The sequence below is a fragment of the Leifsonia sp. Leaf264 genome, assembly GCF_001422325.1.
GTDB lineage: Bacteria > Actinomycetota > Actinomycetes > Actinomycetales > Microbacteriaceae > Orlajensenia.
Genome location: NZ_LMMR01000001.1, coordinates 978,550 through 998,792, shown reverse-complemented (window position 1 = coordinate 998,792; position 20,243 = coordinate 978,550). Strand labels below are relative to the sequence as shown.

The following is a 20,243-nucleotide window of genomic DNA, read 5'->3' as shown; positions in this document are numbered from 1 at the left end:
TTCTACGACCGACGATCGCTGTCGGGGAGCGTTTTCGGTGCTCTTCCTGCGCCCAGCCACTCGCCGGTCGCCTCGTATCGACGCACGGTGCGGTAGTGGTCTGCGAGAGCGGCACGGACCGCAGCCCGGATGATCGCATAACTCAGCCACAGCCCCGCTAGCACGAGCAACAGGTAGATGACGATGATGATCGCGCTCGCACCGGAGCTGGTCATTCGAGAGTCCTTTCGCCGCGTGAGCCACAACGTATCGGCGGACGACGTTCGAGCGTTGGTCGGCACGCCCTACGACGTAGGTTGGCCTCGACGAGGGAGTGTCACCTCAGGAGTATTCTCGCCCCATGAGTCGCAGACACCCGGCTGTTCCGATCTCCGTCACCGCCGCCGTTCTGCTTCTCACCGGGTGTACGGGCCCTTCGGCGATTCCAGCGCCGACAGTCACTACGACGACTACCGTCACCGCGACACCCACCACGCCGGCACCCACGACCACGGCCGCCGCGAAGACAGTCCCGGTGGAGCCTGGAGAGTGTCCGTTCGACCCCGCCGGCGGTGGCGCAGTGGCGTTCTCGATTCTCGCGGACGACGACACGACACCGATCACCCTGACCTGGTCGTCTTTCCGCCCGGAAGGGGAACCCGTGATCCGCACGGCCACAGTTGTCGGACCGGTCATCTCCATTCTGCAGAGCAACTGCGGCGAGGGTGTCGCCAGTCATCCGTGGACGTTCACTGCGACGAGCGCGACGGGCGGCGGCCTGAGCTGCGTCGCCAGTTACGGGGGCAAGATCATCGCGACGAAGAGTGACTTCTCCGAGGGCGACATCGCCCGTGGTGATTCCGTCGATTGCTCCGGCCATCCCGGAATGTGACCTGTTCGCGCTGTCCACGCCTGTCGAGAGGCGTCCTCAGCGGTACACGGTGAGGTTCGTCAGATCGTCAAGTGCGGAGACGTGGGTCAGTGACGTGGAGTTCCAGAGGTGGAGCTGGGTGAGCTTCGACAGTCCGGCGAGGGGAGTCACGTCTGACAGGCTCGGATCGTCGCTGAGATCGAGCCAGGTCAAGTTCGTCAATGGATGCCGCTAGACCGCCGGCTCGGGGATGCCTTGGCGCAGGTGGCGGCCGGTGAGCACGAGATCGAGCACGCAGATCGCGGCGACGAAGAGGAGGCATCCCTTGGTCACGACGTCGGCGTAGGGCTGCACGAAGATCGGACCGGCCACGACCCACCAGATGAGCAGGGCGACCCAGAGCACGTTCCCAGCGACGGCGAGCAGTCTGGTCGTGCGCGTCCAGCGGCCCGTGACGAGGAGGGCGATCATGCTCGCCAAGGTCGCCGCCCAGAGCACGAGTGCCCACGGAGCCCGCGTGGTCAGGAAGTCCTCGTCGATCACGAAGGCGTCGAGCACCGGCTGTGGCAGCGCCGGCCACCAGCTTGCGAGGTTGATCGCGGCCACCAGAGCCGCAATGCCCACGAGGGCGCCCGCGATCGCGAGCACATAGAGCGGGCGGCTGATGCGGTCGCGGTCGAGCCTCGCCGCCGCCTGGGGCGTCCACTCCGGAGCATCACCGCCGCGTCTCGCCGAGAACACCGCCGCGACGATGCTCAACGAGACGAGCAGTCCGGGCCACCAGAACGCCCCGAGCCCCGCGGAGAGCCACCATGTTCCGAGCCGGCTGAGCCAGTCGTCGCCGGCGCCGGTCGCGGGGGCGGCGTAGGTCGCGCTGAGCGTGATCACCCATTGGACCGCCACGCCGACGAGCGAGATCCACGCGAAGCGGGGCGCGTCCGCGGGTCGGATGATCGTGAACCCGGCCGGCCGGTAGCGGTCGGCCACCTCGGCGGGACGCCCGAAGTCTGCGAGCAGGTCGAGCGTGGTCGCGGTGTCGGGCTCGCTGTCGCCGGTGCGGCCGCGCAGTTCCTCGGTAAGCAGCGAGCGCAGTTCGAACCCGACGTCGGCGCGCTGCCTCTTCGGCAGGTGACGCACGACTTCGGCGACGTAGGACTCGATGAGGGCATCCGGCTTCATCGCTTCTCCCCTTCCAACAGCTCGGACATCACGGTCACGAGAGAGGCCCATGATTCAGACAGCTCTCGGCAGAGCTCGGCGCCTGTGGCGCTGAGCACGTAGTACCGGCGCGGTGGGCCGTTCTCCGCCTTCCACTTCGAGGCGAGAAGGCCCTGCGCCTCGAGCCGTCGCAGCAGGGGATAGAGCGTGCCCTCTTCGATGGGCATCCCGCGCAGGGCGAGCGCCTGCCGCAGCGAGTAGCCGTACTGCTCCTCGCGCAGCTGGGACAGGACCGCGAGCACGAGGACGCCCTTGCGAAGGTCCTGTTCGTGCTTCGCGATGGCTACCATGCGGCATACATTACATAGAGCCACACAGTATCGCAAGCACGCCCGTCGTGACGGCTTTTGGTGAGCGGAGGCGCTACTTGCTCAGGAAGGCGAGCTCCGTCTGCCATCGGGTCTTCCGTGGCTCGGAGCGCGGATCGGTGATGTAGATCTCGAATCGGCCTGCCCAATTGACCCCAGCGTCGGAGTCATCGGTGTCGAAACCGATCTGTTGCGATTCTGCCCATTCGAAGAGGAGGCGGTGCGCGCGAATGGAGTGATTGCAGTAGCGCAGGACAACGTATTGTCCGCCAGACATCTCGCCCGCGACCACCAATTCGTCGCCAGTCCCAGCCGCGAACGCTCCGACTTCCAGGTTCATCTCCCCGTTCATGTCGACGGTGTGCAGCCGCAGATAGAACGAACCGTCCGGCTCGACGCCGTTGTCCTGCATCCAGTCGATGAGAACCGCGAGCAAGCGATCGCGTTCCGCGAGCATCCCGCGAAACGGAGTGCGCTTTCGGATGCCCAGTGTCGGTCGCGAGGGTCGATTTTCGACGCGCGGACCGCTCAGCACCTCCACGTTCGTTCCTCTCCGCTCGGCCGCCTCAACGGTAGCCCACGCTCGCCTTTCTACTTCCGATACCTCACGCGAGATGCGCCCGATACTCTGTTTCTGAAGCGTTCCTGGGGGAAATCATGAGTGGCATCGTTCTTGCGTTCATCTGGACCGGAGCCGTCGTCGCGGCTATCGCCTTCATCGTGATCATCGGGCTTGCGAGTCGTCGACGTCGACTCTCCTCGAGCATCCATGATCCCGAGATGCAGCAGTCGCTGGACGAGATCCAGAGCCAGATCGACAGCGGACGTGGCAGGTTGTACTAGGCCGCGAGCTCTGCGGGCGAGTCACGGAACTCGATCATTCGGCTGAGCTATCGGCGAACTTCGCGCTGCCGGTAGCGTGGGCCAATGGCAGACAGCAGTCGGACGAGGGTGCTCACTTCCCAGGAGGATGATTTCCCCCGCTGGTACCAGGACGTCTTGGAGAAGGCCGAATTGGCTGAGAACGGTCCGGTGCGCGGCACGATGGTGATTCGACCGTATGCCTACGGACTGTGGGAGCGGATGCAGGCCGAGGTCGACGGGCGCATCAAGGCGACCGGAGCCGAGAACGTCTATCTGCCTCTGTTCATCCCGCAGTCCTACCTGGAACGGGAGGCGCAGCATGTCGAGGGTTTCAGCCCCGAACTTGCCGTAGTCACGCACGCGGGTGGTAAGGAGTTGTCTGAGCCGGTCGTCGTCAGGCCGACGAGCGAGACCGTGTTCGGCGAGTTGATGTCCAAGTGGATCCAGTCGCATCGAGATCTGCCCATGCTGTTGAACCAGTGGGCGAATGTCGTGCGGTGGGAGATGCGGCCGCGCCTGTTCCTGCGGACGTCGGAGTTCCTCTGGCAGGAGGGCCACACCGCGCATGCCACCCGCGAGGACGCGAACGCTTACGCGCTGCGCATCCACCTGGACGTGTATCGCGATTTCTTGCAGAACGTTCTCGCGATTCCCGTACTCGTCGGCGTCAAATCCCCGCGCGAGCGGTTCGCGGGGGCGATCAACACGATGACCTGCGAAGCCATGATGGGCGATGGCAAGGCGCTCCAGATGGCCACCAGTCACGAGTTGGGGCAGAACTTCGCGAAGGCATTCGACATCACCTTCGCCGACAGCTCGGGGCAGGTCGAGACGTGCTGGACGACGTCATGGGGCTCCAGCACGCGGATGGTCGGTGGGCTGATCATGGCCCACGGTGATGACCGGGGAATCCGCATCCCGCCCCGTGTCGCGCCGGTGCAGGTCGTCGTCCTCGCGGTGAAGGACGATGAGCGCACCATGACTACGGCGTCCTCGCTCGTCCACGAACTGAAGACGGCAGGAGTGCGAGCCCGGCTCGACGATCGGACGACGCAGGGCTTCGGCCGGCGTGCCACGGAGTGGGAACTCAAGGGCGTCCCGGTGCGTCTGGAGGTCGGTCCCCGCGATCTCGAATCGGGCCGAGCGACGATCGTGCGGCGCGACAGGGGCACCAAGGAAGCGGTCACGCTCGACGCGATCAGCACTACCGTTGTCGCTCTGCTCGAGAGCATGCACGCTGAGATGATCGCGACCGCCCGCCAGAGACTGATGGACCGCACAGTGGAGGCTGCGTCCGTGGCAGAGGCTCTCGACGCCGCCCGGTCAGGATTCGCGCGAATCCCATGGGCGCAACTCGGAGAGGAAGGCGAGGACGCACTCAACCGCGAGGCTGTCAGTGTCCGCTGCCTGCAGACCCGGGAAGGAACAGTGCCGGGCAGTGGAGGCTCGGAGTCCGACCTGATGGCGATCGTCGGCCGGAGTTACTGACCATCCACGTCGTGCGAGTCGGATGCTCGCCCTGATGTACGGGCTCGGTCTTCGTGGCGAATGTCATCTCGTTGCGACGTTGAGTTGCACGGCCTCAGCCACGAGCGCCTTGACAGCCGCTTCGTCCACGTGGTCGCCATCGAAGTAGTCGATTGAACGGACGACTTTGCTGTCCAGTCGGGTATTGAAGAGATCGTTGCTCTTCATGCGGGCGCCCCGCGCGAATGTCAGCCTGACAGCGCTCTTGAGCACGTCGGCGAAGCAGACGTCTCCGCCATGCGTCCAGAACGCAACTCCCTCCGGCTTGGAGGGTTTCTTGTACTTGACCACCTCGACGGCGGCCGGGTCGGCGGCCATGATCGCAGCGCGCAGCGCGACGAGCACGTCGTGTTTCCAGCCGGTCTGTTGCGCGATGATGTCGTCGATCTGCTCGCTATCGGACTTGTCACTCATGTGCGAATACTTGCGAAGGGAGCAGACAAAATCAACAGCGCGGTCGGTCGCACAGGCGCGTGAAGGGCAGCTCCCGTCCCGTCATCCGTTCACGTACGGTCTCAGGGCGTCGGCGGACCGTCGATGACACCGATGCCGATGGCCTCGTGATCAGGTTCAGCGTCGTCGGGTTTCGTAGCCCGTGGTTCTTCCCCGGGCTCGTTCTCTGTGCTCGGCTCTTCGAGCACCTCTTCGTCCGGCACCGTGGCGTCGGGAGCCTGCTCCGCTGATTCAGCCGTTTGAGAGACAGCATCTCCCTCGGAATCCGTGGCATCTGACATGTGGTCCTCCTCGACTGTCTCGTTCGCTGCATCCAGCATGGGGGAGGGAGTGCCGGATGGGTACCGGCTTGACGATGCGCGACGGGAGAGGTAGATCTCGCCCGTTCGAAATCGCCTGGCTGGTGTGAGCAACCCGTTGACGGCATGGGTTCAGCCAGACACGGTTGCAGGATGACAACTGACGACGACTCTGGCCGCACCGAACCCGGCCAGGCGGATGCTCCACAGGCCGAAGATCGGATGTCGGATGCGATCGACGACAATCCGGACGACGCGCACATCCGCCCGCCCGGAACTTCGGATGCGACGGTGGAGGCGCTGGGCAAACTGTCCGAGGCGTTCGAGATCGCGGAGGATGCTCGGGGTCACCTCTACGCCTTTCATCGGCTCACGGGGCAATCCGACCTCACTCTCGGTGAGGCAGCAAGAATGCTCGAGGCGGCCGGCCACGGCGAGCTCGCCGACCAGATCACGAACGAACTGAGCGGACGCAACGTGCTCGCCGGGCGTTGGACCTTCCAGATCGTCGAGGAGTACGACGACGACTACTTTGCGATGTTCCGAGCTCTCGAGCGCAAGGCACGTGACGAACTCGTGGGCGGCCGCCGGCACCTCTTCGAGGCGGAGATGAAGGAAGCGCGACGAACCCACGGCCACAGCGACCATTCAGCCAGACCCGACGACGGAGCGACCCTCACAGACACGACCGCGACCTGAGCCCGTCGCGAGCGAGGAACGTCGAGATGACGATGCTGCGCGAGAACGGCGCTGCTAGGGTTCCGACAAGGGGAGGGGACCGCGCATGGAGTTCGTCATCGCCGCAGTTGTGATTCTCGTGCTGGCAGTTGTACTCATAGTGGTGCTCGAATTGCGCGCCAGGAGATCCAGACCCACGTCGAATGACGATGCTCCCCAGGATTCGCACCATGCCGAGGCGATGGCTCGCGCATACGCGGCGGGGGTTGCACGCGATCTCGGTACGGGCCCTTTCTGACCGGCTCGAGAATCGGACGATCACGTCCGCGCGGCATCCGTCACCGCGCGGGTCTGTCGTGGTCGGCGTGGTCGTCCTCATGGTCGTCCTCGAGCAGCATGCCGACGGACGTGGCGCAGGCGTCGCCGCGCCAGGCTTCGACGCCTTCGCGGATGGCGAACGCTGCGATGACGAGGCCGGCGATCGCATCGGCCCACCACCATCCGAACAGGCTGTTGAGGACGAGCCCGACCAGCACGGCTGCGGACAGGTAGGTGCAGATCAGGGTCTGCTTCGAGTCCGCGACGGCCGTCGCCGAGCCGAGCTCGCGGCCGGCCCGGCGCTCCGCGAGCGACAGGAACGGCATGACGAGAACACTGAGTGCCGTGATGACCAAGCCGAGCGTGCTGGGTTCAACGTCGGCGTGCAGGATCAGCGCGAGCAGCGAGGAAGCGGTCACGTAGGCGGCCAGGGCGAAGAAGGCGACCGCGATGACGCGCAACGTGCCCGTCTCCCATCGCTCGGGGTCGCGGCGTGTGAACTGCCAGGCGACCGCCGCCGCGGAGAGCACCTCGATGGTCGAGTCCAGCCCGAACGCGATCAACGCCGACGAGGACGCGATGGCGCCGGCCGTGAGCGCGACAACAGCTTCGATCAGGTTGTACGCGATTGTCGCCGTGACGATCCAGCGGATCCGGCGCTGAAGGATGTGCTTCCGTTCGGCGGACTGCGTAGGCGTGTGGACCGTCATGCGCAGGAGCAGCCTTCTCCGGCGCAGCAGTCGGGATCGACGAAGAGCACGACCTGCAGCAGTTCGTTGAGCGCGGGCGCGAGGTGTGGGTCGGCTAGGCGGTACCAGGTGCGCCGCCCGTCCGGAACGGTCTCGACGAGACCGCATCCGCGCAGGCAGGCCAGCTGATTCGACATGACCTGGCGGGAGACGCCGAGCGCATCGGCCAGGTCGGATGGATAGGCCGGAGCCTCACGGAGTGCCAAGAGCACGCCGGCACGAGTCGCGTCCGAGAGTGCGTACCCGAGTCGGGCCAGTGCTGTGGTGTGCGTTACGGAGGCGGTGGCGGTCGACATGAGAGCGACAGTACAGGAATCGCTGAATTAATGCGGTGCTGTATCACTGCACAGATGCAAGTCGCTACAGCGGCGTTGATCACGAATCCGTTCGAAGCGGGCTGACCTCCTTGCCGTCCGATAGGGAGGGAACAAGGTAATGCTGCTGGGTGAGATCGGCGCCCGGTTGTCAAGCCTCAGCGACAACCCGCGCCGACACGTAGCCTCAGAGTGACGGATGGGGAGCCTCAACTGATGAGTTCAATGTTCTACGGCGAGACCGGAACCGAGATCGTCGTCGCCGACAGTGTCATCGTCCACCTGCGAGCCGCCATCACCGAGAAGCTGCGGCGGAACGAGAGGTTCCTGCTGTCGTGGCACGAGCCGGACGTCGTGGGCGACGGGACGAGTTCCGTCTGGCTGGATCCGTCGATCCCGCTGCGCTACCACGTCGACCACGGAGTGGACGCGACCGTCGATCCAGGCGTCGTGGAAGAGATGATCCTCGCGGCGTCGACAGACGAGGGATTGGTGATCGGATCGGTCTCGAGGCTGTCACGCGGCTGAGCGCACGAGGACCCGAGCGCGGAATACCGCCCGTCGTGCGATGCGGAGCCACGGCAGGTCGTGCGGCCAGTGCATCACCACGGTATGGATTCCGCGTCTCCACCGAAGAGCGCCTCTCCCATCGCTGAGAGGTCGGATCGAGATGCCGGCCCGCAGTGCCGGGATGTACCGGATGGAGTTCCGCACACCGATGTGGAACGACAGGTCGAGGTCATCGTGCGTCAGTGCGTCGTGGAGATGCACCTCGTCGCGGATGCTGTGCCACACGTGCCGTCTGAGCGCCAGGTTCGATCCGAACAGGGGGACGTGGCCGAGGGCCATCCCGGTGAGCGCGAAGTAGGAGCCGAGGTAGGCCAGAGCGGCGGGTGCTCGAAGCCATCGAGGCCCGTCGGTGAAATGCGCCGGCCCGGTGATGGCCGCGACGTCGTCGCGCACGCTGAACGTGGAGCTGACGGTCTCCACCCAATCGACCACGGGGATGGAGTCCGCATCCAGCCGCGCCAGAATGTCACCGGTTGCTGCGTTGTAGCCGGCCGCGCTGGCGATCCCGATCCCAGCCGAGGGCTCGAAGACGACCCGTGCGCCGAACCGCTGCGCAACGCTGGCCGTATCGTCGGTCGAGCCGTTGTCGACCACGATCACCTCGAATGGATCGATCGATTGCGATCGAAGAGCGACGAGGCACCGCTCGAGCTGGGCGGCGTCGTCCTTCACCGGGATGACGACGCTCACGAGGAGCGGTCCTGAGAGCGGTGCCGGCGACGGGGGAACGGATTTGAGAGCGCGGCGGCGGTTCATCGAGCACCACCGGCGGGCTCGCGCTCTGTTGCTCTCTCGGTGGCAGGAGTCGCACGGGAGAACCCGCCGTGGGGGAGGAGCGACAGGGCGAGGCCTGCGATGAGACCCCCGACTCCGTCTGCTGCGAGGTCTCCGATGGTGTCGTCGTAGCCGACGAAGATCACAGCGTCGGTGAACGTGTGCCCCGCCCACTCGAGCATCTCCCAGATGCTACCGACGGCGAGGCCGACGGCCGCACCCGACAGTACGAGGGCGAAGCGAGGAGAGCCCGTCTGCGGCAGGAGTCCGCCGCGCTGGGCCGCCGTGACGACGAGGATCGTGACGGCTCCAGTGAGAGCGGCATGCACGATCTTGTCCCAGCCGACGATCTCCGTGTAGAGATCGAACACGTTGCTCCACGCTGCGATCAGCATGGTCACGCCGATACTGATGTCGACCGAGGGACGGATGCGGAGTGCCCGTGGTGCGAGCGCCCCGAACAGCGCGAGCATGAAGATGCCCACCTGCACCGGGCCCCATCCGATCCCGGCGACGAGCACACTGACGATGACGAGTAGTCGGATGCCGTCCGCGGTGATCTCCGCCACACCGACCGGGCGCCGCACGAATGCCTGGACGAGGCCGGTGGACGTGATCGGACGCCGCGGCGCCCGAGGTCGTGGCGCTCGCACCAGGCGATGTCCAGCCCGCTGGACTTCATCAGCCGTCACGAACTGCCCCTCCGGCCTGTGCGCGGTCACCGGGAGGTCGAGTCGCGTACGCGGGTGAACCTCCGGTCGGGCCCGGAGCATCCGAGTGACGGATGCGGGCACTAATGGATCGCACCGGACTTCGCCGCGGTCCGTGATGCCGATACACGACGAGCGATGAGGAAGACGGCGGCGCCGGCGACGAGCACGATCGCTCCGAACAGCCACACCTGCGGCGACTGCTGGGTCAGAAGCAGCACGCAGGAGGCGATGCCGAGGATCGGCAGAACCGTCCACGCCCGGAAGTGCGGGTGATCGACCTCGTCGCGGCGCAGTACGAGCACCGCGATGTTGGTGCTGGCGAACACGAACAGCAGCAGGAAGACCACCGTCTCGGCGAGCACGGAGAGATCGCCCAGCAGGGTGAGGCCCATCGCGATGAGCGTGGTGGTGAGGATGGCGACCCACGGCGTGCGGCGCTTCGGGAGCACCCGTCCGAACACGCGGGGGAGGAGGCCCTGCTCGGCCATGCCGTAGGTCATGCGGCTCGCCATGATCATGGTGAGGAGCGCTCCGTTGGCGACGGCGATCAACGCGATAGCGCTGAACAGCCATTCCGGAACGCCGAGGCCGGATGCCGAGACGACGGCGAGAAGCGGACCACTCGACTCGCCGAGTTCCGAGGGGGAGAGGGTGATCGAGCTGGCGAGGGCGACGAGCACGTAGACGGCCCCGGCCACAGCGAGGGCGCCGAACAGAGCCCGCGGATAGTTGCGCGGAGTCCGCAGTTCCTCGGCGACATTCGCTGACGTCTCGAAACCGACGAACGAGTAGAAGGCGATGATGGTGGCGCCGAGCACGGCGCCCCAGGGCGAGACGCCGTCGCGGAACTCGAGCACGCGCGCCGGTTCGCCGTTGCCCGAGCCGAGTACGACCGCTCCGGCGACGATGACGATGAGCAGTCCGGTGAGCTCGATCACCGTCATGACCACGTTCCCGGCCATCGACTCGCGGATGCCGCGGGCGTTCAACGCAGCGACGAGCGCCAGGAAGACGATGGCCGCCGGGATGGGTGGCGCGTCGATGAAGGTGCCGAGATAGTCACCGGCGAAGGCGAGCGCGAGGCCGGCCGCGCTGACGACTCCGGCCGAGAGCATGCAGAACCCGACGAGGAACGAGACGACCGGACGCTTGAAGGCCCGTTCGGCGTAGACGGCGGAACCACCGGCCCGGGGGTACTTGGTGACGAGCTCGGCGTAGGAGCCGGCGGTGAAGAGTGCCATCACGAGGGCGAGAAGCAGCGGAAGCCAGAGCGCTCCGCCCACTTCCTCGGACAACACCCCCATGAGCGCGTAGATGCCGGCACCGAGGACGTCGCCGAGGACGAAGAGGAAGAGGAGCGGGCCTGTGATCGATCGTCGCAGTCGCGTGTCACCGCCGACGGCGTCGGTGGTATCGGCGGCCTCGGCGAATGTCGGCTGCGCCTCAGCCACGGGAATGCCCGGCCGGGAGCAGTGCGAGCTGGCGAGCTGGTGCGGTGTGGTGCATCCGCTCATTGTGCACGTCCGCCCTCACCCGTGCGGGCCCCTTGACGCAGGGTCTGAAGTATGGCGTCAGGATGCCTCGATGCGACACCGAGGCGGATCTCATGCCATGACCTGACCGCAGCGCGAGCTACGGTTGTGGCGATGAACCCCGTCCTTCGCATGCTGCTCGGGCTCGTTCTGGTGCTCGTCTTCGGGGCATTGGCCCTCGTGTCCCTGGCGTTCGGTGTCACGCTCGATGGCAAAGGCGACCCAGCGGTGCAGTGCACGTTGTCGGCGCCACGCCCCGAAGTCGGTGGCCCCTATTTCGAGTCCACGATCACGACCGGTGAACGAACGTGGTTCCCGCTCGGTGTGAACTGCACGTACGACTCACCGGATGACGAGGTCGGACCACAGACCGTCGTGAACAGCAATTGGACTGCGACCGGCGTGTGCCTGGCGAGCTCGATCCTCACCCTTGTGGGCATGAAGCTGCTGCTGAGGCCCGCTCCGCCGACGAAGCGCGTTGGAATGCGTCCGCGCGGCCTGTGACTCACCCCCCCCATGTCGCAACCGCTCGTGAGGGTGTTCGGTCAGAGACGCAGGACTCAGCGAGCAGAGCGCCCGCCGGTTTACTCCGCGATCCGGCCATCGTCGCTTCGTGGGCTCACGCGTGCGCGGACAGTTGCCTGATCCGCCCATCTCCGAGACGATGACTGGAGCGGCGGCGCGGCGTTCGTGCCCGGAACCGGAGGTGCTTGTGCGCGACACGACGGGAAAATCGGCTTGGACGAGGTTCTGGGACAACGGCCGGTGGTGGAAGGCACTGATCCTCGCCGTGGGCTATCTCGTGCTCTACAACCTCGCGTCGCTGCTGATGCTTCCGTTCGTCTCCGACACCGCCGACCCGAAGTCCGCGGTCTATGTCCTGCTCGTGTACGTCGTGCCGATCTTCCTCGGCGGAGTCATCCTGGTGATCTTCGGAGCATCGGTGGGATGGCTGCGCGATCTCTTCGGTCCGCAGCCGATCAGCGGTCGAGGATGGATGTGGGTCGCCGTCGCCGTCGTGCTGCTGTTCAACATTCTGCGGTTCCTCACGATCGATTACAGCGCAGCCGGCTTCCAGTACGTGATGACCTGGCTGCTGGCGGGCCTGTTCATCGGATTCGCTGAAGAAGTCCTCACCCGGGGATACGTCGTACGCATCATGCGGGAAGCGGGCCACCCCGAGATCGCGGTCGCGCTGGTCTCCGCTGGACTGTTCGCCCTCCTCCACGCCAGCAACCTGCTCACCGGTCAGGCCCTCCTGCCGACCCTGTTGCAGGTGGTGTACACCTTCTTCTTCGGCATCTGCATGTACCTCGCGCTTCGCGTATCCGGCACTCTGATCGCGCCGGTCCTGCTCCACGCCAGCACCGATCCGAGCATCTTCCTCCAGACGGCCTTCCCGGCGACGGGCATGCTCACGACCGTCTCGGGATTCGGCAACATCGCCGTCGTGGTCACCGGCCTCGTGCTGGTGTTCTTCATCCGAGGCCGCGTGCAGCAGAAGCCCGCCGGAGGGGTGCTCGCGGACCTGTGACGCTGGGCCGCATCCGTGGGCCATTACGCGACCTCGCGGCAGTTCGACGGGGGCACGCTCGAAGAAGAAGGGGCAGTCATGTCGGGGAAATCGGTATTCACTGCGGAGGAGTGGCGGACCGTGGGTGGTCTCCCGTACTACGCGGCGGCGTTCGTGGTCGCGTCGGGTCCGCATCACTCGCTCAACACGATCCGCAACATGCTCGCCGGCGCCAGCGAGTTCGCACACGGTCCTGCCACCACCAACCGGCTCATCACCGACGCCCGCGAGGACTCGGCCGGGCCCAACGGTAACCCCGGACCCACGAAGAACACCGACGAGAACCTCCACCGGCTTCGAGACGTCATCGAGCATGCCACTCGCCTGATCGACGACAAGGCAGGTGACGACGGAATCGGATTCAAGACCGAAGTGGTCAGGATCGCCACAGCTGCGGCAGCAGCGTCGAAGGATGGCCAGTTCGGGACTTCGGGGGAAGCCACCAACGAACATGAATCCGCCGCACTCACCGCCCTTGCGACGATGCTCGGCCTGAACCCGGCGACATAGAGGCCTAGAACCCCGGACGGTGGAACGGTCCCCTGACCGCGACACTCGGTGTGCCCCCCCCTGAGCGGCCGGTGTGGGGGAGGGGTGACCGGCGCGCCTCGTCTCCTAGGCTTCCCTTCATGTCGTCGATCGTCGAAGCTGCGTACTCGGACCGAGCCGACGAGTACGTGGACAAGATCGGCTCCATATCCTCTGCTCATCCCTCCGACGTGCAACTGATCACGTCGTGGGCTTCACAGGTGACGGGTCCACTCCTGGATGCGGGCTGCGGCCCGGGACAGTGGACCGCCTACCTCACCGAGCGCGGCAACGACGCCCGCGGCGTTGACCAGGTGCCCGAGTTCATCGACCACGCCCGCGCAACGTACCCCCGGGCGGCGTTCGAGCTGGGAAGCTTCGACCGGCTACCCGACGCGGCGGGCAGCATCGGTGGAATCCTGGCGTGGTACTCCCTGATCCACCATGAACCGCGCACGATCCGCGCCCCACTCGACGAGTTCTCTCGTGTCCTCCGGCCGGGCGGCACTCTTCTGGTGGGTTTCTTCATCGGGCCGGTCGTTGAGCCGTTCGAACATGCGGTGGTCACGGCCTACCGCTGGCCTCCGGAAGTTCTCGCCATCGAGTTGCAGGCCGCTGGATTCGAGGTCATCGAGACCCACACCCGCACTGGACGTGACCCCAAGCCTCGACCCCACGGAGCGATCATCGCCCGGCTCGCACCAGCGACCTGAGTCCCGGCTCGTCGTTGCTCACGGTTTGGTCGAGCCGTGGGCGGTCGAACGCGCGGTTGTCCGGGTCTCGATCCCCATCGCGAGCTCGGATCGGATCGAATCTGCGCATCCATCTACCGCTGCCGTGCGGCGCGGTGTCAGGATTGTCGTGCCTGCCTCGACCCGAAGGGAGTGCTCGCGATGACGGATGCGCCCGACTCCCTGGAGGCGCGCATCCGCCGCCTCCAGCGTCTGCTCTATGCAGCGGATGCCGATGCTCTCACAGAGCTCGAACGGGCAGCGGCCGCACGTGAGCTCGACGAGCTCGAGGCGCTGCAACGCGGCACTGGCGCTGGGTCAGCGAGAACGCATCCGTCGAAGAACAACGCAGCTGCGGTGATCCCGTCAGCCGTCGCCCGAACGGGCGTTTCCGAGGTCGACGGTCGAATCACCGCCCACTCGCATTCCGAGCGCCCCCACCGCCCCTGGATCGCCGTGGGCTTCGTGGCGTCGATCCTCGTCGTCGGTGTCGCCATCGGTGCGGTCTCGTCACAGGCGCTCACGGGCGAGACCCCCACCGCAGAGCCGACCTCTGCCCTTGCAGACGATGCCTTCGCCCGCTTCGACGCACCGCAGACCGCCGCCGACGTGCCGAAGATCTCACCACCGGCGAGCCTCGTGGAGGGCAGCTTCCGGCACCTCGTCACGGCGGGGCTCGACACGCTCTACCTCGCTCGTGATCGCTCGCACCAGGTGTGCCTCGTCGTCGTCATCGAGACGAGGCGGTTCGCGGCGACCTGTGCTCCGGAGTCCGAACTCACCGCCGACGGCCTCAAGCTGCTGTGGTCGAGCGAGACTCCGTACAGCGACCGTGCCGATGAGTCGAAGGCCGTGAACTTCATCTTCATCTGGCATCCGGACGGCGACAGGGAGATGCGCGCCGACGAGTAGCCGTGGGCGTTTGGCCGGTCGCCGACCCGGTCGCCAGCCCTCTGCATGTAGGGGAATGGCTGGCGAGTCCGGCAGAACTTGACGATCTCGCGACCAACCGTCACGATCGAGGCATGCGCCACGAGATGTCTCACTGTTGAAGGCCGACCTGCGCGACGAGGTCGCGCGCATGCAACCCTTCCCACGCGCACTCATCGACCGGTCTCGTGTCATCGTGGACGCCAACATCGCGCTGGAGGTCTGGGCCAGCAGGCCGACCGGAACGCTGGTCGGGATGCCTCTGGCAGGCGTGCTCGGTGTCGATGATGATGAGCTCGCCGCGGCGCTCGCCACCGGTAACCCGGGCGGCGTCCGCCTCGCGTCGACGACCCACAGCTATCAGGAGACCCGCAGCTCCATAGTGATCCGTGCCGTCCGGATATCCGGAGGGCACACGATCGTCGCATTCGACCCCGAGCTCGCGGCAGTGGGCGACCAGACCCGCGCCCTCGGACTGCGCGAAAGCGAGCGGCTGCAACTGCTGCTGTCGGCATCCGTCGCCTTCGCGAACACGCGATCGGAGGAAGAGCTCGGCGAGCTCCTGTCGGAGACCGCGCGCCGCGCGTTCAATGCGAACGCGTGCAGCGTGCACACCGGCGAAGAGGGCACGTACGCGCTGGTCGCGGGAGAGAACATGCTCGCCGCAGTGTGGCCGGATGACGCACCGCCGAGAGCCGGTACGACCGTGCAGCTGGGACGTGTGATCACGATCGAGACGCCCGATGAGGCTGACACCGTTGTTCCGGGCATCGGGTTGGGTGACATCTTCAGACGAGCCGGGGTGTTCTCGGTCATCGGCGCACCGATCATCGAAGACGGCACCCCGTTCGGTGCCTTCGCGTGTTACTTCGACCAGCCACGAACCTTCGACGACCAGGCTGTGCCGTTGGCCGAGGCGTTGGCGCAACTTGCCGGGCAGGTCCTCGTGCGGCTGCGCCTCGAAGCCCGCCTGCGGCGGGCGGCGATGCTCGACGAGGTCACCGGCCTGCCCAACAGGCGGCTGTTCGACGAGAACCTGCAGCAGACGCAGCGGGCCCCCGCCGAGCAGATCGCCGTGCTCTTCGTCGACCTCGACGGGTTCAAAGCCGTCAACGACACCCTCGGGCACTCCACCGGCGACGCCGTACTCAAGGAAGTCGCCGAGCGCCTGACCCATGTCTTCCGTCAGGAGGACTCGATCGCCCGCTACGGCGGCGACGAGTTCATCGCCGCCCTGCACGTCGCGGACACGGCCGATGCCGTCGAGCTCGCAGACCGGGCTCGAGTGGCCATCGCGCAGCCGTTCCGTGGCATTCCCGCGGGACTGGACATCACGGCCAGCGTCGGCATTGCGATCACTGACGGCGATGCCGCCGGGGCATCGATCGACCAACTCATCCGATTGGCCGACCAGGCGATGTACGCCGCGAAACGGGGCGGAGGCGACCGCGCGATCGTCTTCGACGCTCGGTAGCGAGCAGCAGGCATCGGCGGAGGGCCCTCCCAGGCCGGATCGTAGAGTTGAGTGGTGCGGTTCGACCTGGCTTCGTTGATCGATTCTGAGTTGTGGGCGTTGGCCGACGAATCGAACGCGTTCTATGCGAGCCGGAGGCCCGGTCGGGGCGCGAGCAGCCTCGACGAACTCCTGAGATTCCGGTCGGGTGCGCCGGCACCCGTTCTCTCAGACCCGCAGCCGATCCTCGAGGTGGCATCCGCCGGCGGTCGAAGCGTGCCGGTGCGGGTCCACCTGCCCGTCGACGACCCGCCTGTCGGCGTCGTCCTGGAGATCCATTCCGGCGGCTTCTTCATGGGCTCGGCGGCGTCGAGCGACGTTCGGAACCGGCAGTTGGTCGACGCTCTCGGCGTCGCCGTCGTCAGTGTCGAGTACAGGCTCGCGCCCGAGAACCCGTGGCCCTCCGCCCCCGACGACTGCGAGACGGCAGCGCTCTGGTTGGCCGAACACGCTCAGGAACGCTTCGGTACGTCGCGGCTCGCCATCGCCGGGTTCTCCGCCGGAGCGACCCTTGCGATGGCGACGCTCGTGCGCCTGCGCGACCGCGAGCTCGCGGCCTTCACATGCGGTGTGCTGCAGTGCGGAACCTACGATCTCTCCGCACAGACGCCGGCCGGTCGACGGATCGCCGACGAGTACTTCCTCGACGCTTATGCCGGGGCGGTGCCGGACCGCACCCATCCGGACTTCTCGCCCGTGTTCGCCGACCTGGAGGGCCTGCCACCCGTCATGATCGTGATCGGAACCGACGACATCCTTCTCGAGGACAACCTCGCGATGACCGCACGGCTCGCAACAGCAGGCGTCGACGTCGACCTGCGCCTCTACCCTGCGTCGCCCCACGCGTTCACCGGGCACCCGACTCCGATGGCTCGCGCAGCCCTGAACGACATCGACGACTGGTACCGGGCGCGGCTCGTCCAGGCCGACTGAACGCCCGACCAGCAGGTGCTCATTCAGAGGATCGGCGCTGGGCGAAGACTCGTGTCCGGCCGTCGGTCGTGCGGCATAGGCTCACCCCATGGCGACTCTCGACGACCTGCGCCGGACCGCTGCCGGGCTGCCCGGCAGCGAGGAGCGTGCGACGACCGGCGGCGCCGCATGGTTCGTTCGCGGCAAGCTGTACGCGTGGGAGTGCCATCCGTGGCCGAGCATCCCCGCAGACGTACGCGAGCTGATCGCGGCCGAACTCGTCGTCGGGGTGAAGGTCGCCGACAGACTGGACGCGCTGGCCCTCGTCGACATGGCGCCATCTGTGTTCCTGCGCACCACGACGCCCTGGGGCGAGCCGAAGATCGCATTCCGCATGGCCGGCATCGACCAGGATCATCTCGCCGAGCTCGTGACGGAAGCCTGGCGCGTGCAGGCTCCCAAGTACCTGCGGCGCGAGCTGGACGAGACCGACTCGTAGGAGTTCGGATGAGCCGTGGGTCGGCTCAGTGCCGGCTCACCGCGTCGACTAGCATTCGGGGATGACGAACCCGGCTCCGCTCGACGACATCGCGATCGGTGGTGAGTCCATCCGCCTGGGGCAGTTCCTGAAGTTCGCGGGGCTCCTCGACTCCGGTGGTGAGGTGAAAGAGGCCATCATCGACGGCTTCGTGACAGTGAACGGCGAGGTCGATCGTCGACGCGGGCGCCAGCTGCAGCCCGGCGATATCGTCGGCTTCGACGGCCGCCGGGTGCGCGTCTGCGTGTGAGGAGACTCGCGCGCGGCGATCGAACCGTTTTCGCCGTAGGGTGTGCGGATGGTGGACGGACGTAGCGGTAATCCCGGCGTGGCCGAGAAGCTCTTCGCGATCGCGGATGCCTTCCAACGCGGTGGCGAACTCACGCTCACCGAAGTCGCGCAACGCGCCGGCCTGCCGATCTCCACGACCCACCGCCTGCTGGCGGAGTGGACGAGATGGGGCGGCCTCGTGCGCGGGGAGGACGGGACGTACCGCGTCGGCATGAAGCTCTGGCGCCTGGGAGCTCGACAGCCCACGGCGAGGCGCTTGCGCGACGCCGCCCGACCGTACCTCGACGACCTCCTCGATGCCACGGGCGAGCACGTGCATCTGGCGGTACGTGATGACCTCGGAGCCGTGTACCTGGAACGCCTGTCAGGAAACGATGCCGTTCCCGTGATCTCGGATGTCGGCACACGGCTACCGTTGCACGCCACGGGCGTCGGCCTGGTGCTGCTGGCCCATTCGCCCCCGGAGGTCCTCGACGCCGTGCTCGCGGCCGGTCCCCGTCGCTACCTGCCGAACACCCTCACGACGGAGGGCGAGCTGCGGGCGCGTCTCGCCGAGATCAGGCTGACCGGCGTCGACGACTCCGTGGAGGAACTGACGCGCGGGGCGTTCTCGGTAGCCGCTCCCGTCCGGGACGCCGATGGATCGGTCGTGGCCGCGGTGTCGATCGTGGCGCGCGTCGAGCGACGCGGTGAACCGCAGTTCGTGCTCGGGGTCCGGATGGCGGCCCGGGGCATCTCCGCCGCTCTCGGCTGATGTCCTGACGCCGTCACGCCGCAGCAGAGTTTCCACTGAGTGGAAACGCGAGTGTCGCGAGGGTGGGCCGACGGCAGAGTTGGGAACACCTTCCCATCGACGCGAGAGGCGTTCCGTGCAGACGAGCGTGGCCATCATCGGAGCGGGCCCGGCCGGGTTGCTGCTCGGGCATATCCTCGGCAGGGCCGGTGTGCCCTTCGTCATCCTCGAGCGCAGCTCGAGGGAGCACGTGCTCGGTCGCATCCGGGCCGGAGTGCTGGAGCAGGGCTCCGTCGACATCGTCACGTCGCTCGGACTCGACGCCGGGCTCCGCGAGCGCGGCCTCGAGCACGGCGGCATCCACCTGCAGTACGAGGGACAACGGCGCCACGTCGACTTCCGTGACCTAGTCGGGCGCACAGTCACGATCTATGGCCAGCAGGCGCTGGTGACCGACATGCTCGCCGAACACGAGCGGCTCGGCTCGACCATCCTGTTCGACGCCGACGATGTCGCCCCGCACGGCACGGACGGACCCGATCCCATCGTCAGCTACACGCTCGACGGCACCCGGCACGAACTCCACGCCGACTTCGTCGTCGGCACCGACGGCTACCACGGCATCTGCAGGCAGAGCTTCCCGACCGGGACCCTCGAGTCCTACGAGCGCAGCTATCCGTTCGCCTGGCTCGGCATCCTCGCCGACGTCCCACCGTCGACCGACGACCTCATCTACGCCCTGCATCCCGACGGCTTCGCCATGCACTCGATGCGATCGCGCACGGTCTCGCGGCTCTACCTGCAGGTGGGGCCAGACGAGTCGATCGACGACTGGAGCGACGAGCGCATCTGGGACGGGCTGCAGACCAGGCTCGGCCTGAGCGGCTGGACCCTGGAGGAGGGTCGGATCACGGAGAAGTCCATCACCCCCATGCGCAGCTTCGTCACATCGTCGCTGGCCAGCGGTCGACTGTTCCTGGCGGGGGACGCCGGCCACATCGTGCCGCCGACGGGTGCGAAGGGCCTCAACTCCGCGATCGCCGACGTCGCCCTGCTGGGCCGGGCGCTGCTCGAGCAGCGAGCCGGCGACGATGCGCCGCTCGCGAGCTACAGCGACCGTGCCCTCGCCCGGCAGTGGCAGGTGCAGCAGTTCTCGCAGTGGATGACCGAACTGCTGCACGTTCACCACGAGGATCCGGATGCCTCCGCTCGGGCCTTCCGCTACCGCAGCCAGGTCGGCCAGCTCGAGTACGTCACCGGTTCGCGGAACGCCATGGCCGGTCTCGCCGAGCAGTACGCCGGCCTCCCCTTCTGAGAGCGAGAAACC

At 66.7% G+C, this 20,243-nt stretch carries 29 protein-coding genes; 17 read left to right on the top strand and 12 right to left on the bottom strand.

What is annotated here, in order from left to right:
• Positions 1-2: 2 nt before the first annotated feature.
• On the bottom strand, positions 3-215 hold the full coding sequence (locus ASF30_RS04695) for a hypothetical protein (protein ID WP_055902061.1): 213 nt from the start codon (positions 213-215) through the stop codon (positions 3-5).
• 125 nt (positions 216-340) lie between these two features.
• Here ASF30_RS04695 and ASF30_RS22550 point away from each other — a divergent pair, with 125 nt between their 5' ends.
• Entirely contained in the window at positions 341-871 is a 531-nt protein-coding gene (locus tag ASF30_RS22550; protein ID WP_157496960.1) for a hypothetical protein, read from the top strand.
• Between the two features lie 36 nt (positions 872-907).
• Here ASF30_RS22550 and ASF30_RS22545 read toward each other — a convergent pair whose 3' ends face one another.
• The 4 genes from ASF30_RS22545 to ASF30_RS04675 all read right to left on the bottom strand — a co-directional run bounded on the left by ASF30_RS22545 (position 908) and on the right by ASF30_RS04675 (position 2,917).
• Complete coding sequence (locus ASF30_RS22545) at positions 908-1,063, bottom strand: hypothetical protein (protein WP_157496958.1); 156 nt, start codon at positions 1,061-1,063, stop codon at positions 908-910.
• An 18-nt stretch (positions 1,064-1,081) separates the two neighbouring features.
• A complete protein-coding gene (locus ASF30_RS04685; protein WP_055902054.1) occupies positions 1,082-2,029 on the bottom strand; it encodes a hypothetical protein in 948 nt (315 codons plus the stop codon).
• Positions 2,026-2,358 carry a PadR family transcriptional regulator gene (locus ASF30_RS04680; protein WP_055902051.1) on the bottom strand — a complete coding sequence of 111 codons (333 nt, stop codon included), beginning with the start codon at positions 2,356-2,358 and terminating at the stop codon, positions 2,026-2,028. Before ASF30_RS04680 ends, ASF30_RS04685 begins: the two co-directional genes overlap by 4 nt.
• Before the next feature lie 73 nt (positions 2,359-2,431).
• Positions 2,432-2,917, bottom strand: a complete 486-nt coding sequence (locus ASF30_RS04675; protein WP_157496956.1) for a GyrI-like domain-containing protein — start codon at positions 2,915-2,917, stop codon at positions 2,432-2,434.
• Between the two features lie 116 nt (positions 2,918-3,033).
• On the opposite strand from ASF30_RS04675, the gene ASF30_RS04670 reads away from it, so the two are divergent.
• On the top strand, positions 3,034-3,219 hold the full coding sequence (locus ASF30_RS04670) for a hypothetical protein (RefSeq protein WP_055902047.1): 186 nt from the start codon (positions 3,034-3,036) through the stop codon (positions 3,217-3,219).
• Positions 3,220-3,303: 84 nt separating this feature from the next.
• A complete protein-coding gene (proS, locus tag ASF30_RS04665) occupies positions 3,304-4,728 on the top strand; it encodes a proline--tRNA ligase (protein WP_055902045.1) in 1,425 nt (474 codons plus the stop codon).
• Positions 4,729-4,791: 63 nt separating this feature from the next.
• Here the strand turns inward: proS and ASF30_RS04660 are convergent, their stop codons facing one another.
• A complete protein-coding gene (locus ASF30_RS04660; protein ID WP_055902031.1) occupies positions 4,792-5,181 on the bottom strand; it encodes a DUF1801 domain-containing protein in 390 nt (129 codons plus the stop codon).
• Between the two features lie 101 nt (positions 5,182-5,282).
• Complete coding sequence (locus tag ASF30_RS04655; protein ID WP_055902028.1) at positions 5,283-5,540, bottom strand: hypothetical protein; 258 nt, start codon at positions 5,538-5,540, stop codon at positions 5,283-5,285.
• Between the two features lie 201 nt (positions 5,541-5,741).
• Here ASF30_RS04655 and ASF30_RS04650 point away from each other — a divergent pair, with 201 nt between their 5' ends.
• A complete protein-coding gene (locus ASF30_RS04650; RefSeq protein ID WP_200918429.1) occupies positions 5,742-6,218 on the top strand; it encodes a hypothetical protein in 477 nt (158 codons plus the stop codon).
• 85 nt (positions 6,219-6,303) lie between these two features.
• Complete coding sequence (locus ASF30_RS22540) at positions 6,304-6,495, top strand: hypothetical protein (protein WP_157496954.1); 192 nt, start codon at positions 6,304-6,306, stop codon at positions 6,493-6,495.
• 40 nt (positions 6,496-6,535) lie between these two features.
• Here the strand turns inward: ASF30_RS22540 and ASF30_RS04645 are convergent, their stop codons facing one another.
• The gene (locus ASF30_RS04645; RefSeq protein ID WP_055902026.1) at positions 6,536-7,225 is read right to left on the bottom strand and encodes a cation diffusion facilitator family transporter; all 690 of its coding nucleotides are present in this window, start codon (positions 7,223-7,225) and stop codon (positions 6,536-6,538) included.
• A complete protein-coding gene (locus ASF30_RS04640; RefSeq protein ID WP_055902023.1) occupies positions 7,222-7,560 on the bottom strand; it encodes an ArsR/SmtB family transcription factor in 339 nt (112 codons plus the stop codon). Before ASF30_RS04640 ends, ASF30_RS04645 begins: the two co-directional genes overlap by 4 nt.
• Positions 7,561-7,794: 234 nt before the next feature.
• Here ASF30_RS04640 and ASF30_RS04635 point away from each other — a divergent pair, with 234 nt between their 5' ends.
• Entirely contained in the window at positions 7,795-8,106 is a 312-nt protein-coding gene (locus ASF30_RS04635) for a DUF7882 family protein (protein ID WP_157496952.1), read from the top strand.
• Here ASF30_RS04635 and ASF30_RS04630 read toward each other — a convergent pair.
• From ASF30_RS04630 to ASF30_RS04620, 3 genes are all read right to left on the bottom strand, one after another.
• Complete coding sequence (locus tag ASF30_RS04630; RefSeq protein ID WP_055902528.1) at positions 8,095-8,838, bottom strand: glycosyltransferase family 2 protein; 744 nt, start codon at positions 8,836-8,838, stop codon at positions 8,095-8,097. The two genes, ASF30_RS04635 and ASF30_RS04630, sit on opposite strands and share 12 nt — an antisense overlap.
• A 62-nt stretch (positions 8,839-8,900) precedes the next feature.
• Complete coding sequence (locus ASF30_RS04625) at positions 8,901-9,614, bottom strand: hypothetical protein (protein WP_157496950.1); 714 nt, start codon at positions 9,612-9,614, stop codon at positions 8,901-8,903.
• Between the two features lie 101 nt (positions 9,615-9,715).
• Positions 9,716-11,149: an APC family permease gene (locus ASF30_RS04620; protein WP_082467441.1), complete on the bottom strand. Its 1,434-nt coding sequence runs from the start codon at positions 11,147-11,149 to the stop codon at positions 9,716-9,718.
• A 132-nt stretch (positions 11,150-11,281) separates the two neighbouring features.
• On the opposite strand from ASF30_RS04620, the gene ASF30_RS04615 reads away from it, so the two are divergent.
• The 11 genes from ASF30_RS04615 to ASF30_RS04565 all read left to right on the top strand — a co-directional run bounded on the left by ASF30_RS04615 (position 11,282) and on the right by ASF30_RS04565 (position 20,231).
• Positions 11,282-11,671: a hypothetical protein gene (locus ASF30_RS04615; RefSeq protein ID WP_055902016.1), complete on the top strand. Its 390-nt coding sequence runs from the start codon at positions 11,282-11,284 to the stop codon at positions 11,669-11,671.
• A 208-nt stretch (positions 11,672-11,879) separates the two neighbouring features.
• Positions 11,880-12,701 carry a CPBP family intramembrane glutamic endopeptidase gene (locus tag ASF30_RS04610; RefSeq protein ID WP_055902014.1) on the top strand — a complete coding sequence of 274 codons (822 nt, stop codon included), beginning with the start codon at positions 11,880-11,882 and terminating at the stop codon, positions 12,699-12,701.
• 78 nt (positions 12,702-12,779) lie between these two features.
• Entirely contained in the window at positions 12,780-13,250 is a 471-nt protein-coding gene (locus tag ASF30_RS04605) for a hypothetical protein (protein WP_157496948.1), read from the top strand.
• A 119-nt stretch (positions 13,251-13,369) separates the two neighbouring features.
• Positions 13,370-13,981: a class I SAM-dependent methyltransferase gene (locus ASF30_RS04600; protein WP_055902010.1), complete on the top strand. Its 612-nt coding sequence runs from the start codon at positions 13,370-13,372 to the stop codon at positions 13,979-13,981.
• A 180-nt stretch (positions 13,982-14,161) separates the two neighbouring features.
• The gene (locus tag ASF30_RS04595) at positions 14,162-14,911 is read left to right on the top strand and encodes a hypothetical protein (RefSeq protein ID WP_157496946.1); all 750 of its coding nucleotides are present in this window, start codon (positions 14,162-14,164) and stop codon (positions 14,909-14,911) included.
• Positions 14,912-15,080: 169 nt separating this feature from the next.
• The gene (locus tag ASF30_RS04590; protein WP_157496944.1) at positions 15,081-16,403 is read left to right on the top strand and encodes a GGDEF domain-containing protein; all 1,323 of its coding nucleotides are present in this window, start codon (positions 15,081-15,083) and stop codon (positions 16,401-16,403) included.
• 54 nt (positions 16,404-16,457) lie between these two features.
• Positions 16,458-17,375 carry an alpha/beta hydrolase gene (locus tag ASF30_RS04585; protein ID WP_055902523.1) on the top strand — a complete coding sequence of 306 codons (918 nt, stop codon included), beginning with the start codon at positions 16,458-16,460 and terminating at the stop codon, positions 17,373-17,375.
• A gap of 88 nt (positions 17,376-17,463) precedes the next feature.
• Positions 17,464-17,853, top strand: a complete 390-nt coding sequence (locus tag ASF30_RS04580) for an MmcQ/YjbR family DNA-binding protein (RefSeq protein ID WP_055902003.1) — start codon at positions 17,464-17,466, stop codon at positions 17,851-17,853.
• Between the two features lie 61 nt (positions 17,854-17,914).
• Complete coding sequence (locus tag ASF30_RS04575; protein WP_055902000.1) at positions 17,915-18,142, top strand: RNA-binding S4 domain-containing protein; 228 nt, start codon at positions 17,915-17,917, stop codon at positions 18,140-18,142.
• A gap of 48 nt (positions 18,143-18,190) precedes the next feature.
• On the top strand, positions 18,191-18,937 hold the full coding sequence (locus ASF30_RS04570; RefSeq protein WP_055901996.1) for an IclR family transcriptional regulator: 747 nt from the start codon (positions 18,191-18,193) through the stop codon (positions 18,935-18,937).
• Positions 18,938-19,052: 115 nt separating this feature from the next.
• The gene (locus ASF30_RS04565) at positions 19,053-20,231 is read left to right on the top strand and encodes a 4-hydroxybenzoate 3-monooxygenase (protein WP_055901993.1); all 1,179 of its coding nucleotides are present in this window, start codon (positions 19,053-19,055) and stop codon (positions 20,229-20,231) included.
• The last annotated feature ends 12 nt before the right edge of the window (positions 20,232-20,243 follow it).